14 protein-coding genes are annotated in these 14609 nt (G+C 68.8%); 3 read left to right on the top strand and 11 right to left on the bottom strand.

Annotation, left to right across the window (positions count from 1 at the left end; all coding sequences use genetic code 11):
* Positions 1-92: 92 nt before the first annotated feature.
* From ACU18_RS08220 to nirB, 6 genes are all read right to left on the bottom strand, one after another.
* Complete coding sequence (locus tag ACU18_RS08220; protein WP_050685059.1) at positions 93-344, bottom strand: hypothetical protein; 252 nt, start codon at positions 342-344, stop codon at positions 93-95.
* Positions 345-397: 53 nt separating this feature from the next.
* Positions 398-1117: a deoxyribose-phosphate aldolase gene (gene deoC, locus ACU18_RS08215; protein ID WP_050685058.1), complete on the bottom strand. Its 720-nt coding sequence runs from the start codon at positions 1115-1117 to the stop codon at positions 398-400.
* 117 nt (positions 1118-1234) lie between these two features.
* Entirely contained in the window at positions 1235-2095 is an 861-nt protein-coding gene (locus tag ACU18_RS08210) for an FAD-dependent oxidoreductase (RefSeq protein ID WP_050685057.1), read from the bottom strand.
* Between the two features lie 227 nt (positions 2096-2322).
* Positions 2323-3471 carry a uroporphyrinogen-III synthase gene (locus ACU18_RS08205; protein ID WP_050685056.1) on the bottom strand — a complete coding sequence of 383 codons (1149 nt, stop codon included), beginning with the start codon at positions 3469-3471 and terminating at the stop codon, positions 2323-2325.
* Between the two features lie 14 nt (positions 3472-3485).
* Positions 3486-4520, bottom strand: coding sequence for a uroporphyrinogen-III C-methyltransferase (gene cobA, locus ACU18_RS08200; protein WP_050685055.1), 1035 nt, complete (start codon positions 4518-4520; stop codon positions 3486-3488).
* A gap of 2 nt (positions 4521-4522) precedes the next feature.
* Entirely contained in the window at positions 4523-7153 is a 2631-nt protein-coding gene (gene nirB / locus ACU18_RS08195; RefSeq protein ID WP_050685054.1) for a nitrite reductase large subunit NirB, read from the bottom strand.
* A gap of 274 nt (positions 7154-7427) precedes the next feature.
* Between nirB and nirD the strand changes: the two genes are divergently transcribed.
* Positions 7428-7814, top strand: coding sequence for a nitrite reductase small subunit NirD (gene nirD, locus ACU18_RS08190; RefSeq protein ID WP_082178244.1), 387 nt, complete (start codon positions 7428-7430; stop codon positions 7812-7814).
* A 21-nt stretch (positions 7815-7835) separates the two neighbouring features.
* On the opposite strand, the gene ACU18_RS08185 is transcribed toward nirD, so the two are convergent.
* Positions 7836-9584 (bottom strand): phospho-sugar mutase, encoded by a 1749-nt coding sequence (locus ACU18_RS08185; RefSeq protein ID WP_050685053.1) that lies wholly within the window; start codon positions 9582-9584, stop codon positions 7836-7838.
* A 103-nt stretch (positions 9585-9687) separates the two neighbouring features.
* The gene (locus tag ACU18_RS08180) at positions 9688-10506 is read right to left on the bottom strand and encodes a purine-nucleoside phosphorylase (RefSeq protein WP_050685052.1); all 819 of its coding nucleotides are present in this window, start codon (positions 10504-10506) and stop codon (positions 9688-9690) included.
* 108 nt (positions 10507-10614) lie between these two features.
* Between ACU18_RS08180 and ACU18_RS08175 the strand changes: the two genes are divergently transcribed.
* A complete protein-coding gene (locus tag ACU18_RS08175) occupies positions 10615-12030 on the top strand; it encodes an NAD(P)H-quinone dehydrogenase (protein ID WP_050685071.1) in 1416 nt (471 codons plus the stop codon).
* Positions 12031-12039: 9 nt separating this feature from the next.
* The gene (locus tag ACU18_RS08170) at positions 12040-12225 is read left to right on the top strand and encodes a PspC domain-containing protein (protein ID WP_050685051.1); all 186 of its coding nucleotides are present in this window, start codon (positions 12040-12042) and stop codon (positions 12223-12225) included.
* 53 nt (positions 12226-12278) lie between these two features.
* Here ACU18_RS08170 and ACU18_RS08165 read toward each other — a convergent pair whose 3' ends face one another.
* From ACU18_RS08165 to ACU18_RS08155, 3 genes are all read right to left on the bottom strand, one after another.
* A complete protein-coding gene (locus tag ACU18_RS08165; protein ID WP_050685050.1) occupies positions 12279-12572 on the bottom strand; it encodes a hypothetical protein in 294 nt (97 codons plus the stop codon).
* A 173-nt stretch (positions 12573-12745) separates the two neighbouring features.
* Complete coding sequence (locus ACU18_RS08160; protein ID WP_050685049.1) at positions 12746-14302, bottom strand: FAD-dependent oxidoreductase; 1557 nt, start codon at positions 14300-14302, stop codon at positions 12746-12748.
* On the bottom strand, positions 14299-14609 hold a 311-nt coding region (locus ACU18_RS08155; protein WP_331456832.1), incomplete at its 5' end, for a molybdopterin dinucleotide binding domain-containing protein. The genes ACU18_RS08160 and ACU18_RS08155, both read right to left, overlap by 4 nt.

The raw sequence follows: 14609 nt of genomic DNA, 5'->3' as shown, positions 1-14609 counted from the left end.
TGCTGGGGTCCGGTCCCAAGGCGGGCAGCAAAAACCCCCGGCGGATCCTGGGCTTGCCAGGGAGTCCGCCGGGGGTTCTGGAAAATCCGGGGCTAGTGCTCCCCGGCTGAGTCCGAGCGGCCCAGGATGGTCTGCGGGATCCAGAAGGCCAGTGCGAACAGGCCAAGGCAGACGGCCATGGGCCAGGGGTTGCCGAGCGTCAGGAACGTCAGCGAGTAGATGGACCCGAGGAACAACGCCATGTGCACCACAAAGAGGATGATGCTCCCGGCCAGCGGGTTCTCATTCTGGGGGGTCTGGACATGGGCAGTGCCCTCGTGGGCCGCCGTGGTCTTGCTGGACATTCGTTCCTCCTCGGCCCGCGCGGGGCCAGATCTGTGGCGGCTGCCGGGGCCTGTCAGTAAGCGGATGAACCCTGTTCACCCTTGACAATCGCAATCCCGGAGCTGGCACCAATACGTGTTGCACCTGCTGCAATCATAGCCTGAGCGTCAGCGAGGGAACGCACTCCGCCGGACGCCTTGACGCCAAGTTGCGGCCCCACGGCGGCGCGCATCAGGGCGACATCCGCTGCGGTCGCGCCGCCGCCGTTGAAGCCGGTGGACGTCTTGACGAAGTCCGCACCGGCGGCGACGGCAGCTTCGCAGGCAAGGGTCTTCTGGCTGTCGGAGAGCAGCGAGGTTTCGATGATGACCTTCAGGATGGCGCCGCTGCCGTGCACGGCTGCCGCCACGGAGGCGATGTCCTCGGTCAGTGCGCCCTTGTCACCGGCCAGGGCGGCGGCGATGTTGATGACCATGTCCACCTCGTCGGCGCCGTCAAGGACGGCGCCGCGGGCTTCGAAGGTCTTGACGTCCGTGGGCGTGGCGCCCAGCGGGAAACCCACCACCGAGCAGGTCAGGACCCCGGAGCCCTTGAGTGCCGTTTTGACGGTCTTGACCCAGACAGGGTTCACGCAGACGGACTTGAAGCCGTACTCCGCGGCTTCGGCGCAGACCCTCAGGACCTCCTCCTCGGAGGCTTCCGGCTTCAGGATCGTGTGGTCGATGTAGGACGCGATGCCGTCCGGTCCGGCGGCGGTGGCCGGGGGAACGGTGGGCGCGGCTTCGTTGCTCATGATGGTCCTCTCCAGTGGCCTTGTGGGCCGGTGGCGCGTGTCCGTGACTCGTTTCGGGACCCATCTTGCCACAGCGGCAGCACCGCCCGGGCGTGCCGGGCGGTGCTGCCGGCTGCCTCAGGCAGCGGCCTGCAGGACCGGTCCCGGGGCCGACGCGCTCAACAGCTGCGTGGCGCAGGCCCCCGCTGCTGACGCGGCCGCCACCAGCAGGCCCAGCCGGACGCCGTCGAACGCTGCGGCGTCGCCGATGGCCCAGATGCCGGGCACGGAGGTCCGGAAGTCCTGGCTGATGACGATGCCGCCGCTGGCCGCGGTGCGCAGGCCGGCGCTGGCTGCCAGGCCGTCGCGGGAGACGCGTTCCTCGGCGAGGACCACCAGGTCCCCGCTCATGCTGCTGCCGTCCTCGAAGATCACAGCGGACGCCACCAGCCCGGAGGCCGAGGTGCCCGGGACAATCGCGGCGGGCCGGGCGGTGGTGCGGATGGGGCGGACACCGCGGGCGCGGAGCACGGCTTCGGCCTGTCCTGCGGCCGCCCCGTTGCCCACCAGGATGCCCAGCGGGCGCCGGCCAAGTTCCCGGGTGACTTCGCCCACCGCACGGGAAATCCGGGCGGCGTCGTCGATGGTGGAGTAGTTCAGGCAGGAGCCGGCACCTTCCACGGGGTTTGCCACCGGTGCCGAGCCGGTGGCGATCACCAGCTGGTCGTAGCCGAATTCCATCCCGTCGGCGGTGGCCACTGTGCGCTTGGCGGCGTCGATGTGGCTGGCGGGTTGGCCGAAGCGGACGGACACCTGGGGCAGCAGGGCCAGCTCCAGCAGCTCCGCCGGGGTGTCGTCCCGGTTGCTGAGCACCGTGATGGTGCCGGTGAAGCGGCCCTGGTCCAGCTGCGTAACCAGGGCCTGGGCGGCCGGGCCTGCACCTGCGATGACGATGCGGGTGGCTGCGGGAGTGGACGGGGATGGTGCCGGAGCGGACATGTGCTGGCCCTTTCGCTGCTGGCCGCTGAGGCGGCCGGGACTTTCGTGATGCTCCCAGCGTAGGAAAGTGCTTTTACCGTTGTGTTTCCCCGCCATTGCGGCTCCGGCGGGGGTGCGTTCGCCAATGTTTACCGGCTGGTAACAGAACCCGTGACCCAGCTCTCAATCCGCCGGAGCCGGACACATATGGCCTTGGAACAGTGTCCCGGCAGCTCCGGCGGCGGGGGTCAGACCCGGATCCGGTAGCCCCGCTTGACCACGGTTTCCACCAGCCGGCCATCCGGCAGGGCGGAGCGGAGCCGGCTGACAGTCATGTCCAGGGCGTGTACGGAACCGCGGAGCTCCAGCAGGTCCGAGAGCGAATCGCGGGACAGGACGGCACCTTCCGCGCCGAGCAGCGCCCGCAGCAGCAGCAGGGGAGCCGGGGCCAGTTCCACGGGCTGGCCGTCGATCCGGAGGCTGCGGCCCCGGAGCTCGATGTTCCCGCTGCGGGTGTCCAGGCGGCGCACATGGTTCAGGGCCAGGTGCTCCACCACCAGCCGGATGAGTGCACCCATGCGGAAGCGTTCCGGCACCAGCGGGGTAATGCCGGCGTCAAGCAAGGGCTGGGCGGTGACGGGACCCACCACTGCGGTGGTGACGGTGGTTTTGAGGCTTTCGATCAACTGCTTGTAGACGCCCATTTCGTGGGCGGTGCTCCACATGGCGTCCACAGCAGGGGCGCTGGTGAAGGTGAGGACATCGAGGTTCCCGCTGCAGGCGGCCTCGATGAGGCGCGGCAGCCGGTCCTCGCCGTCGGGCTTCACCCAGCGGTACGGGGTCACGGTCAGGACCGTGGCCCCGGACATCCGGAGCCGTTCCAGCTGCCGGACATCCGTGTAGCCGTGCAGCTGCACGGCCACGGTTTTGCCGCGGACGCCTTCCGCCAGCAGCATGTCCACCAGTGTTGCGGTGGTTTCGTCGCTGCTGATGCCGACGTCGGCCAGCCCCGCGGCGCGGACGGCGCCGCGGGCCTTGGGACCGCGGACAAACATCCGGCACGCGGCAAGGGTTTCCAGCAGTTCGTCGCCGATCCCGAACGAGTCAGCGGCCTCGCACCAGCGGCGCATGCCGTAGGCGGTGGTGGCGATGCAGAGGTCCGGTTTGGCGGCGATGATGGTCCGGGTGTCCTCGATGAGGCGCATGTCCTCCTGGACGGGGGCGATTTTCAGGGCGGGCGCGTGCAGCACTTCGGCGCCGCGGCGTTCCAGGGCCTCAATCAGGTCCTGGGAGCGACGGTGCGAGGTCACGCCGATGCGGAATCCTTCCAGCGGGGACTCCGGTGCGCCGGGTGTTTCCTCAACCTGCGGTGCCTCGGCTGGTGCAAGTGCATTCATGGGGGTCAATCCTTTCACGAACCGAGCAGCGAGGCCGCCAGCCTGTCTAAATCGGCGGCGGCTTCGGCGTGGCCGTTGTTGGCTTCCGCCACCTTGACCACCTCGCCGATGACCAGGACGGCGGGGTTGCTGCAGCCGGCGGCCGCCGTGGTGATGGTGCCGAGGTCCGCGATGGTGGTGCGCTGCCCGGGCCGGTAGCCGCGTTCCACCACGGCCATGGGCATGTCCGCCCGCATCCCGGCGCGGCGCAGGCCCGCTGCCAGCTGGTGCAGGGTCCCCACCCCCATCAGCACCACGATGGTGCCGCCGAGGCCGGCCAGGTGGTGGTGTTCCTTGTCGGTGAGCGGGGCGTGGCCGGAAACCACCGTGAACATGTGGCTGACTTCCCGGTGGGTGACGGGGATGCCGGCGGCAGCCGGGACGGAGATGGCGCTGGTGACGCCGGAGACCACTGAGACCTTGACACCGGCGGCCACGCACGCGGCGACTTCCTCACCGCCGCGGCCGAACACGTAGGGGTCCCCGCCCTTCAGCCGGACCACGTTGTTGCCGGTGAGGGCCGCGTCCACCATGAGTTTTTCAATGTCGGCCTGGCCCACCTTGTGGTGGCCGGGCTTCTTGCCCACGTCCACCAGCACGGCTGAGGTCAGCGTGGGGAGCTCCTGGTACGGGGCAAGGCGGTCATAAAACACCACGTCCGCATCGCGCAGGGCCTTCACGGCCGCCACGGTGAGGAGATCGGTGGTGCCGGGCCCGCCGCCCACAAGGGTGACGTGCCCCGGTGCGCCGGCGGCGGGTTCGGTGGCTACGGGGATGCCCGCGGCACGGCAGCGGTCCAGGAGCAGGTCCCAGCCGGGCTGGCCGTCGTCGACGGCGGCCACCAGGAACGGGCGCTCCGGCAGCGGACCGTTGTGGTCCTCGCCCTGGGGGGTGCTGAGGCGGGATACCACGGCGCCGGCGGCTTCGTAGCGCCTGACAGCCTGGCGGGCTGCCGCGTCCGATCCGGTGACCAGGACTTCACGGCCGGTGAGGTCGATGGAGAGCTGCATGGCTATACCTCGTTCGTGTTGCTGGAACGGACCGGGATGGAGGAACCGATGAGGACCTTGGCCTTTTCCTGGGCGGTGGCGGGGCGCATCTGGCCGCGCTCGTCCGGGACGAAGGTGATGGAATCATCCTTCTGGTCCGGGGCGTTGACGAACGACCGGAACCGGCGCAGGCGCTCCGGGTCCTTCAGGGTGTCGGCCCATTCGTCCTGGTAGGTGTCCACGTGCTTGGCCATGGCTGCTTCGAGGTCCGCCGCGATGCCCAGCGTGTCGTTGACCACCACGTCCTCGACGTGCTTGATGCCGCCGTCGAGCTCCTCCTGCCAGCGGGCCGTGCGCTGCAGCCGGTCCGCGGTGCGGATGTAGTACATAAAGTAGCGGTCGATGTATTTGATCAGCGTCTCGTCATCCAGGTCCTTGGCCAGGAGCTGGGCGTGCGCCGGGGTTGCCCCGCCGTTGCCGCCAACGTACAGGTTCCAGCCGTCCGCCGTGGCGATCACGCCGACGTCCTTGCCGCGGGCCTCCGCGCATTCCCGGGCGCAGCCGGAGACACCCATCTTCAGTTTGTGCGGGCTGCGCAGGCCCCGGTAGCGGAGCTCAAGCTGGATGGCCATGGCCACCGAGTCCTGGACGCCGAACCGGCACCAGGTGGAACCGACGCAGGACTTCACGGTGCGCAGGCTCTTGCCGTAGGCCTGGCCGGATTCGAAGCCGGCGTCCACCAGTTCCTTCCAGATTTCCGGAAGTTCCTCGAGCCGGGCACCGAACATGTCGATCCGCTGGCCGCCGGTGATTTTGGTGTACAGGTTGTACTTCTCGGCGACGGCGGCAATGACGCCGAGCTTCTTGGGGGTGATTTCGCCGCCGGCGATGCGGGGGACCACCGAGTAGGTGCCGTCCTTCTGCATGTTGGCCAGCGCGCGGTCGTTGGTGTCCTGCAGGGTGCCGCGGCCGGCGTCCAGCACGTAGGCGCTGTTCTGGCTGGCCAGGATGTTGGCGATGGTGGGCTTGCAGATGTCGCAGCCGGCGCCGGTGCCGCACTTGGCCATGACCTCCTCGAAGGAGGTCAGTTCCAGGACGCGGATGGTTTCGAAGAGTTCCTGGCGGGACAGTTCGATGTGCTCGCACAGGGCCTTGGATACTTCGACGCCGGACTTGGTGAGTTCCGTTTCCAGCAGTTTCTTCAGCATGGGCACGCAGGAGCCGCAGCTGGTGCCGGCGCGGGTGCAGCCCTTGAGCTCGCCGAGTTCCTGCACCGGGGCGTTCCCGTCGCAGGCACCGCATCCGTTGACGGTGTCGCGGATGGTTCCGGCGGAGACGTTGTTGCAGGAGCAGAGGATGGCGTCGTCCGGCAGTTCGGTTTCGGGGGCGTCGCCGCCGCCGGCAGCGGTCAGGTAGGCGCCGGGTTCCGCGCTCAGTTCGCGGCCCAGGATGGGCCGCAGCGAGGTGTACGGGGTGGCGTCGCCAACAAAGATGCCACCCAGGAGGGTCTTGGCATCGTCGGTGGTAACGATCTTCTGGTAGACGCCTCGGGCGGGGTCCGCGTAGACGATTTCGAGGGAGTGCTCGGTGCGGGCGAACGCGTCGCCGAAGCTTGCCACGTCAACGCCGGAGAGCTTGAGCTTGGTGGCGGTGTCGAAGCCGGGGAACGTGGCCGCGCCGCCGTGCAGCCGGTCCGCGACGATCTCGGCCATGGTGTTGGCCGGGGCCACCAGGCCAAGGCACATGCCCTCGAAGTTGGCCACTTCACCGATGGCCCAGATGTCCTCAACCTCGGTGGCGCAGGAATCGTCAATCACCACGCCGCCGCGCTGGCCCAGGCTGAACACCTGCTCCTCGCCCTCGGAAGCGCGGAAAAGCTCGTCGCGGGGCTTAACGCCGATCGCAACGATCACCAGGTCCGCCTCGATGGTGCGGCCGTCGGCCATCAGGACACCGGTGACCTGGCCGTCGTCGTCCGCCAAAACCTCGGTGGGGAACACACCGCCGTGGACGGTGAAGCCCTTGGCCTCGATCAGGCGGCCCAGGGCCTGGCCCGCGCCTTCGTCGAGCTGGGTGTTCATCAACCAGGGCGAGCCGTTGATCACGATGGGGTTGGCGCCGAGCTGCTCGGTGCCGGCCGCGGACTCCAGGCCCAGCAGGCCACCGCCGATGGTGACGGCGTTGACCTTCCGGCCCAGTTTGGCGGTGAGGTCGGCGATGGCCTTGTTGATGGCCCACACGTCTTCAAGGGTGCGGTACACGTGGGTGTAGGCGGCCCCGGGAATGGGCAGCCGGGCGGCGTCGGAACCGGTGGCCACCACCAGGTGGTCGTAGGGGTAGCTGCTTCCCGCGGCGGTTTGCACGGTTTTGGCTGCGGCGTCGATCTTCACCACGCGCTCGCCTCTCTTCAGCGTCAGTGCGTTGTGGTCCCACATGGACGCTGTCCCCAGGGTCAGGTCCACGCTGCTGTCTGTCAGGGCCTTTGACAGCGCAACACGGTCATACGGCAGGTGCACCTCCTCGGTGAGGACCGTGACATCCCAGCCGTCCAGGCCGCGGGTGTGCATGGCGTCGGCGAAGCGGTGGGCTGCCGGCCCGCCGCCGGCGACGACGACGCGGCGCGGTGTCTCTGTACGGGAAGTCTGTTCGGTCACTGGAGGGCCTTTCGCATGGGCCGCAGCGGATTTGCCTGCAACCTTTTCTGTCGAGCTTTCCCTCAACAGTAGGAAGCGGCAGTTTCGCTTCAGTTTCCCAATTGTTTCGCGAACTTAACTTCTGCATCACGAACGCATTTCCCGGCGGGTTAGGTGTCTTTTACGCGCCGGACACATTCGCCGCACCCCGCTGAAACACCCGCCGCCTAGCGTGGAACGTGGCCGCAACGGCTGCCAGAGACTGGCATAACAAGCACAGGGAGAGGAGCCGGACATGACGGCAACACTGGAACTTGGGGTACCCGGGACCGCAACGGCCGACGCCGGAACGCGCCCCACCGCCGGATGGCACCGCATCTGCGCCGTTGAGGACCTCGAACTGTCCTGGGGTGAGGCGGCGCTGGTCGACGGCCGCCAGGTGGCGGTCTTCCGTACCGGCGCGAGTGAGGTTTTCGCCGTCGCCAACGAGGACCCGGCCACCGGGGCCCACGTGATGGCGCGCGGCATCCTGGGCTCGCGGGGCCTGCGGCCGACCATCGCCTCGCCGCTGCACAAAGAGGTCTATGACCTCGAGACCGGCGAATGCCTGACCAGCCCGGGCCTTGCCCTGGACACGTTCAGTACGCGGCTGGCCGGCGGCTTCCTGGAAGTCGAGCTCTAGGCCGCCGCAGCGTTCCGGCCGCTACAGGCCGAGGGCTTCGCTGACATCCTGCAGGGCCGCGTCCAGTGCCGAACGCGCCGCCTGCCGGGCGGCCGGAAGCTCAGCCGCGGACTCCACGTGCTGGATCACCTCGAGGTAGCACTTGAGTTTGGGCTCGGTGCCGCTGGGCCTGATGATCACCCGGGTCAGGTCCCGGGTGACATACAGGAGGCCGTCCGTGGGCGGCAGCTGCGGGCTGCCCTCCGCCAGGTCCGTGTAGACCTCCACTGCGGAGGACGCAAAGGATTCGGGTGGGGAGACTCGGAGCCGGTTCATCATGGCATCCAGCAGCCCCAGGTCCGCCACGCGGATACTCAGCTGGTCACTCGCGTGCAGCCCGTGCCGCAGATAAAGGTCATCCAGCGTGTCAAAAACTGTCCGGCCGTCCGCTTTTGCGGCGGCGGCCAGCTCGGCGATCAGGACAGCGGCGGAAATACCGTCCTTGTCCTTCACCAGGTCCGGGGCCACGCAGTAGCCCAGCGCTTCCTCGTAGCCGTACACCAGGCCGGGAACACGGGAAATCCATTTAAAGCCGGTGAGGGTTTCCTCATGGTCGTAACCGGCTGCGGCGGCGATGCGGGCCAGCAGCCGGGAGGACACAATCGAGTTGGCAAAGACGCCCCGGTGTTCCCCTTCCGGGGTGCCGTCGGCGTTGGCGGACCTGGCCGCGACGTGCGCGCCCAGCAGCGCACCCACTTCGTCGCCGCGGAGCATCCGCCAGGCACCCGTATCCGGGTCCTTGGCAGCTACAGCGGCCCGGTCGGCGTCGGGGTCGTTGGCGATAACGATGTCCGCGTCCAGCCGCTCTGCGGCTTGCAGTGCCAGGTCCAGGGCGCCCGGCTCCTCCGGGTTGGGGAAACTGACGGTGGGGAAGCCAGGGTCCGGCTCGGCCTGCTCCGCCACCAGGGTGACGTTCTGGAAACCTGCGGCGTTAAGGACAGCCAGTGCGGTGGCCCCGCCCACCCCGTGCAGCGGGGTCAGGACGATCCGCAGGTCCCGGGCCGGGAACCGGTCCGGGCGGGCCAGCCCGGCGGTGGCTTCCCGGTACGCGGCGGCGAGGGAGCCGTCCAGGACGGTCCAGCCCTCGGTGGCCAGGGCGATGCCCGCCAGCGGTCCCACGGCGTCGATGTGGGCGGCGATTGCGGCGTCGAACGGGGCCACGATCTGGGCGCCGTTGCCGCTTTCCGGCACCGCGTGGCGGCCCAGATAGACCTTGTAGCCGTTGTCCTGGGGCGGGTTGTGGCTGGCGGTGACCATCACGCCGCCGTCGCATCCGAGCGCGCGGACGGCGTAGGCCAGCAGGGGAGTGGGCAGCGCCGCCGGGAGCAGGAACGTTTCAATCCCCGCTGCGGTGAAGATCGCCGCCGTTTCGGCGGCGAAGACGTCGGAATTGTGCCGGGCGTCGTAGCCAACGACGGCGCGCGGCCGGGTTCCGGGCGCAGCCTCAGCTACGGCAGCCAGCAGGAACGCCGCGAAACCGGCGGCGGCGCGGCGCACCACCACGCGGTTCATCCGGTTGGGGCCGGGGCCGAGGGCTGCGCGCAGGCCGGCGGTGCCGAACTGGAGGGTGCCGCTGAAGCTGTCGGCGAGTTCCTGCCGGGCGGCGGGATCGCCCTCCCCATCGCGCCGGAGCAACTCAAGGAGGGCGGCGGACGTTGCCGGGTCCGGGTCTTGGGCGGCCCATTCACGGGCCTCGGTGAGCAGGCGGGACTCGGCAGCGGGGGTCGTCATGCCCCTAACGCTATCGTCATTGGGCTGCCGTTTCAGCCACTGCGGGGCCGCAACCGGCCGGATGCTGGGCTTTTTCCAGCCTGGTTGCGGCCCCGCACGTGGTTCAGAGTTTGGTGATGATGTCCGCGAGGAGCCGGGAGATCCGCGGGCCGGCGGCCTGGCCGGATTCGATGACTTCCTGGTGGCTGAGTGGCTGCGGGCTGATGCCGGCGGCGAGGTTGGTGACCAGGGAGATGCCGAAGACTTCCATGCCGGCGTGCCGCGCGGCGATTGCTTCCAGCGCCGTGGACATGCCCACCAGTTCCGCCCCGATCCGCTTGGCATACTGCACTTCCGCGGGGGTTTCGTAGTGCGGACCCGTGAACTGGGCGTAAACGCCCTGGTCCAGGGTGGGGTCCACTTCCCGGGCCAGGTCCCGGATCCGCGCGGAGTAGAGATCGGTCAGGTCCACAAACGTGGCCCCTTCCAGGGGCGAGGCCGCGGTGAGGTTGATGTGGTCGCTGATCAGGACCGGCGTTCCCGGGGTCCAGGCTTCGTTCAGCCCGCCGCAGCCGTTGGTGAGGACCAGGGTTTTGCAGCCTGCAGCGGCGGCGGCGCGGATCCCGTGGACCACGGCACGCACGCCCTTGCCCTCGTAGTAGTGGGTGCGTGCGCCGAGGACCAGGGCCCGTTTGCCGTCCTTGGTGAGAATGGACCGGATGGTGCCCACGTGGCCTTCCACCGCCGGGGCGTGGAAGCCGGGGACCTCCGCGGCGGAGAGCGTGGCGGTGGTTTCGCCGATCAGGCCGGCCGCCTCGCCCCAGCCGGAGCCGAGGACCAGGGCCACGTCATGGCTGTCGACGCCGGTTTCCTCGGCGATGTAGTCGGCCGCGGCCTGGGCGGCGGCGAAGGGATCCGTGTTCAGGAAGTCTGTTGTACTCACTGGTACAAGCTATCCTGCCGCCCCGGGCCTGGCCCACCTTTCGGTGGGGTTTGGTGAGAGAACGGTTTCTTTGGTGGTTCGGCGGAACAGGGGCGAGAATGGTTGATTGTGACTACGCACCCAGATTTCAGTTCACCCCGGATCGCAATCCTGGGAGGTGGTCCGGGCGGGTACGAAGCCGCCATGGTGGCCGCCTCGCTGGGGGCGCAGGTCACCATCATCGAACGTGCCGGCCTGGGCGGCTCCGCAGTCCTCACGGACGTGGTTCCGTCCAAAACCCTCATTGCCACGGCTGACCTGATGACCCGGGTCGGCGAGGCCGGCGAACTGGGCGTGAAGTTCGACGTCGACGGCGGCGACTTTGTTCCCGTGATGCGCGCGGACCTCAAGCACATCAACGACCGGCTGCTGAACCTGGCCCGGAGCCAGTCCAAGGACATCCACGACGGCCTGGCCCTGCAGGGCGTCCGGATCCTCACCGGTTCCGGCCGGCTGCTGGATGACCACACCATCGAGGTCCTCACCGCCGACGGCACCGAGACGGTCGAGGCGGACACCATCCTGCTGGCCGTCGGGGCCCACCCGCGAGAGCTCCCCACCGCCCGTCCCGACGGCGAACGGATCCTGAACTGGGCCCAGATCTACAATCTGGACGAGCTGCCCGAGGACCTGATTGTGGTGGGGTCCGGCGTGACCGGCGCCGAATTCGCCTCCGCCTACAACGGCCTGGGCTCCAAGGTCACCCTCATCTCCAGCCGCGACCGCGTGCTGCCGGGTTCCGACGTCGACGCGGCAGTGGTCCTGGAGGAAGTCTTCGAACGCCGCGGCGTCCGCGTGCTGTCCCGCTCCCGCGCCGAGGCTGTGGAACGCACGGAGGACGGCGTGGTGGTCACGCTGGGCGACGGGTCCAAGGTCACCGGCAGCCACTGCCTGGTCTGCGTGGGCTCCATTCCCAACACGGCCGGCATCGGCCTGGAAGAGGCCGGTGTGGCGGTCAGCGACGGCGGTTACATCAAGGTGGACGGCGTCTCCCGCACCACCGCCCCGAACATCTATGCTGCCGGCGACTGCACGGGAGTGCTCCCGCTGGCGTCCGTGGCCGCCATGCAGGGCCGCATCGCCGTGGCGCACTTTATGGGCGACGGCGTGACCCCGCTGAAGCTGCACCAGGTGGCGTCCAACATCTTCACCTCACCGGAGATCGCGAACGTGGGCGTGACGGAAGCCGAGATCGAGTCCGGCAAGTACCAGGGCGATGTCATCAAGCTGTCGCTCCGGAGCAACGCCCGGGCCAAGATGCGCAACCACCGCGACGGTTTTGTGAAGATCTTCGCCCGGAAGGGCTCCGGAACCGTGATCGGCGGGGTGGTGGTGGGTCCCAACGCTTCCGAGCTGATCTTCCCGATCGCCATCGCCGTCAAGCAGAAACTGCACGTTGATGATGTGGCCAGCACCTTCACCGTCTACCCGTCCCTAACGGGGTCCATCTCGGAAGCCGCGCGCCGCCTGCACGTTCACATGTAGGTTAGGCCCATGGCAACTTCACTGGTGCGGCCCCGCCGCGGAAAAATCATCGGCGGCGTCTGCGCTGCCCTCGCCGCCCGGTTCGGGCTGCCAAAATTCCTGGTCCGGCTGGGTTTTGTGATCTTTGGTGTGGTGGGCATCGGGGAACTGGTGTACATCATCCTCTGGGTCCTGATTCCGAAGGACGCAGCCTAGGCACGTGCCGGGGCAGGGTTGGCCCCCTGGACCGGGGGCCAACGGGGTGGGCTCTACGGCCCCATGCCTTCGAAGGCCTCGGGGTAGGGGAACTTATGGCCGTTGCAGAGCAGGCCAGGACTTGGCACCATTGCCTTGCCGCCGGCCTTGACGATCTGGCCGTAGGACTGGACCCGGCCGCCTTCCACAGGATCATCTGGAGTGTCGTTCTGACCAGAGAACGAGCAGATGGAGTTGGCGTGGGCTGGCCCTCGTTCAATCTGCCCGGCCGCCATGGCCGGGGCGGCCTGCAGGCCGATGAATGCCGCCGTGCAGATGGCAGCACCAATTAATGATGTTTTGCGCATAGCTTTCCTCGATCTCTAGAAGTGCTGAAACTTCCAGGCCACAGGCGCATGCCGATCCGGTGCAAACCCTGACACTGCCCAGCGCAGGCCTGCAACCCCCGGGACGGATCCCGTGCGGGAATCTTAGGAGCTTCGGGGCGGGAAGGGAAGGGCCTCAGGGTTCGGGGGGTTCCTCAGGCGGCCGGGACCGCCTGGAAGTGTTTTTCGATCAGCCCGCGGATGTCGTCGTGGCAACCGCCGCAACCGGTTCCCGCCCGGGTGGCTTTGGAAACCTCGGGAACGGTGGCACAGCCTCCCGCCACGGCGTCCTGGATCACCGCACCGCTGACACCGGCGCACCGGCACACGGTTCCCTGCGGATCGGCGGTAACGGGCAGCTGGTCCGGGCCATCGAGGCGCAGCAGCAGGGACCGGTCCGCCGGCAGTTCGGCGCCGCGTTCAAAGAGACCCACAAGTTCGGCCGCGGTCCGTGGCATCCCCACCGAGACCAGGCCTGCCAGGACACCGCCGCGGGTGGTCATTTTGACGTAGCGGCCGTGCTCGGGATCAGCCCACTGGGCAATCTGCAGGCGCGGCCTGCCATTCACGGCACCGGCGGACAGTGCCTCGTCGTCCCACGGATCGGCACTGTTGTCCCCGGCCACGGCCATGTTCATGCCGCGCGCCTTGAGCACCACCACTCCTGCCTGCTCCGGCGGCAGGGCCGGCAGCGCTTCCGCGTCCTCAACCAGCCCCGCGGCCAGGAGGCCCAGGTATTCGGCAAGCCATTCGGCCTGCCGCCAGCCCGGTCCCACCAGGCCGGAGGGGCCCTTGGCGTTGCGGCAGTCGGTGCAGTCCGGGTCGGGGCAGCGCACCTCGGCGCAGTCGCCGATCGCGAAAATGTGCGGTTCGTGGTGCGCCCGGAGCCGATGGTCCACCAGGATGCCGGTCTGGGTGGACAGGCCGCAGCCTTCGGCCAGTTCCGACCGGGGCCGGACGCCGCACGAGAGGACCAGGAGGTCCCCGTCAATCGCTGAACCGTCGTCAAGGAGCAGTGCCGAGAACCCGCCGTCGGGCGCGTTGTGCTCAACGCCCGTGGACCGCGCGTTGCCGGCCACCCGAACGCCGCAGCGCCGCAGGCCCGCGGCCAGGACGGCGCCGCCGCCCCTGTCGATGTTGCGCCCCAACGGGTGCGGGCCGTTGTGCACCACCGTGACGGTGGCGCCTTCCTCCGCCGCGGCCAGCGCGGTTTCCAGGCCCAGGACGCCACCGCCCAGGACCACCACGCGTTTGCCGCCGGCCACGGCCTGGCGCAGCACCCCGGCATCGCGGAGGTCCCGCAGCGCCGTCACACCGGCCGGCAGGACCGGCGAGGTGGGGTCCGGGTTGATGCCGGTGAGGTTGGGGATGACGGGCCGGGAACCGGTGGCGAACACCAGCCGGTCATAGTGGACGGTGCTGCCGTCCGCGAGGATGACCAGCTGCCGGGCCCTGTCCACCCGGCGGACCCGGGTGCCCAGCCGGACGTCAACGCCGTCCCCGGCCAAGGCCGCGGCATCCGCCAGGGCGAGGGCATCGGCGGTGGTCCGGCCCACGCCCAGGTCAGCGACCAGGACCCGGTTGTAGGCGGCTTCGTTTTCCTCGCCCACCACCGTGAGCCGGACCTGGCCGGAACGGACGGCCGGCAGGAGTTCATCCACCAGCCGGGCCGCGACGGGCCCGAATCCCACAATGACTGTCTGCTCGCTCATGAGGCCTCCGACATCTGGTGCGCGTTGGTCGAAACGGGTACGGCAACGGGCCGGACCTGCACGGTATTGAACTTGAATTCGGGCATCCCGGAGATGGGGTCCGTGCTGGCTTCCGTGAGTCGGTTGGCGCTTTCCATCCCGGGGAAGTGGAACGGCAGGAACACGGTTTCGGGCCGGATGGCGGTGCTGAGCTCGGCCCGGCACACCACCTCGCCGCGTTCGTTGGAGACCGACACCAACGCGCCGGCGGTGATGCCCAGCGACCCGGCAGCGGCAGGATGGATCTGGACGGTGGCCTCGGGGCGGG

It is taken from the genome of Arthrobacter sp. ZBG10, assembly GCF_001238605.1.
Lineage (GTDB): Bacteria > Actinomycetota > Actinomycetes > Actinomycetales > Micrococcaceae > Arthrobacter.
Note: the sequence above shows the minus strand (reverse complement) of the source record. Positions and strands in the feature narration are given on the sequence as shown.